Below are 1,388 nucleotides of genomic sequence, written 5' to 3' on the forward strand. Positions count from 1 at the left end.
GGGCTACCTGTTCAGCAAGCCGGTGCCGGCCCCGGCGCTGGACGCCCTGCTGGACGGCGGCGGACGGGACGCCGGGGACGGCCGGGCCGCGTGACGGCCCCTGCGCCGGCCGTACGGCCGTCACGCGGGCCGTACGGTCCGGCGGGGCGGGCCGCGGCCGTGCCGGAAAGGGTTCCGGAAGACGTCCCGCGGATGGCTCAGGTCTCCGGCGCGCGGACCGATGGAGGAAAGGGTCTTCCGGCACGGCCGTCGTGCCGCCCTCCGCAGGACACGACCGCAGGCGCAGAGCACGACCGCAGGCCAGGAGAAGACGATGCAGGCAGGTGACTCCTCCACCGGGCGGGTCGCGGGGCACCGGCGCGGCCGGAGCCTCCCCCGGCTCCCCTTCTGGTCGCTGTTCCTCCTGCTCGGCTGCGTGCTGACCGCGGTCGTGGTCGCGGCGCCGGACCCCGCCGGCGCCGTCCTGTGGGAGGTCGTGCCGGTCGCCGCGGTCGCCGCGCTGGCCGCCGGGATCCGCCGGCACCGCCCGCCCGCCGCGGCGGCGTGGCGGCTGATCACCGCCGGCGTGGCGGTCTGGGCGGCCGCCGACCTGCTGCGGACCGGCTGGTACCTGGCGATCGGCGGCGACGCCGCCGCCCTGCCGCTCTGGCTCGACCTGCTCTACGTGCCGATGTACCCGCTGGTCGTGCTCGGCCTGAACAGGCTGGCGCGCGCCCCGGAGCGCTCCGGCGTCAAGGGGGTGACGCTGGACGCGGTGGTCATCGTGCTGGGCGCCGCCCTGATGTACTGGACGCTGGTCTTCCAGGCGTTCGCCGGCTACGAGGACCTGCGCAACGGCGAGCACCTGATGACGCTGCTCTACCTCACCGCGGACCTGGCCGTCGTCTTCGCCGGGGCCCGGCTCTGGTTCCGGTACGGCACCCGCAACGCCTCCTACCGGATGCTCTCCCTGTCCCTCGTCGCCCTGCTCGTGGCCGACGCCGTCTACGCCGCGACGCTCGTGGGCGACGGCAACCCCGGCATGGCCATGCTGCACGGCTCCGGCGCCGAGCTGGCGGGCGGCGCGGCCTGGATGCTCTGGCTGGTCCTCACCGGGACGGCCGCGCTGCACCCGGCCGTGGCCGAGACCGAGGAGGCCGTGCCCGGCACCACCCTCACCCTCATGCGGGGCGGCATGTTCCTGGCCATCGCCTGCGGCGGCCCGCTCTCCCTCATCCTGTCCGTCGACACCGACCTGGTGACGGTGCGCCGGTTCGACCTGGTGTTCCCGCTGCTCCTGCTGACCGGCATGACGGCCTTCCTGATCGTCCGCCTGGTCGCGGCCACCGGCACGGCGCAGCGGCGCGCCCGGCAGCTGGACGAGCAGGCCGCCGAGCTGTCGCGGGCGC

1 protein-coding gene is annotated in these 1,388 nt (G+C 75.8%); it reads left to right on the forward strand.

What is annotated here, in order from left to right; genetic code table 11:
- Nucleotides 1-313: 313 nt before the first annotated feature.
- The coding region (locus tag ABD823_RS34330) for a hypothetical protein (RefSeq protein WP_344867112.1) at nucleotides 314-1,388 on the forward strand (1,075 nt) is incomplete at its 3' end.

The sequence above is a fragment of the Planomonospora alba genome (assembly GCF_039534085.1).
Classification (GTDB): Bacteria; Actinomycetota; Actinomycetes; order Streptosporangiales; family Streptosporangiaceae; genus Planomonospora_B; species Planomonospora_B alba.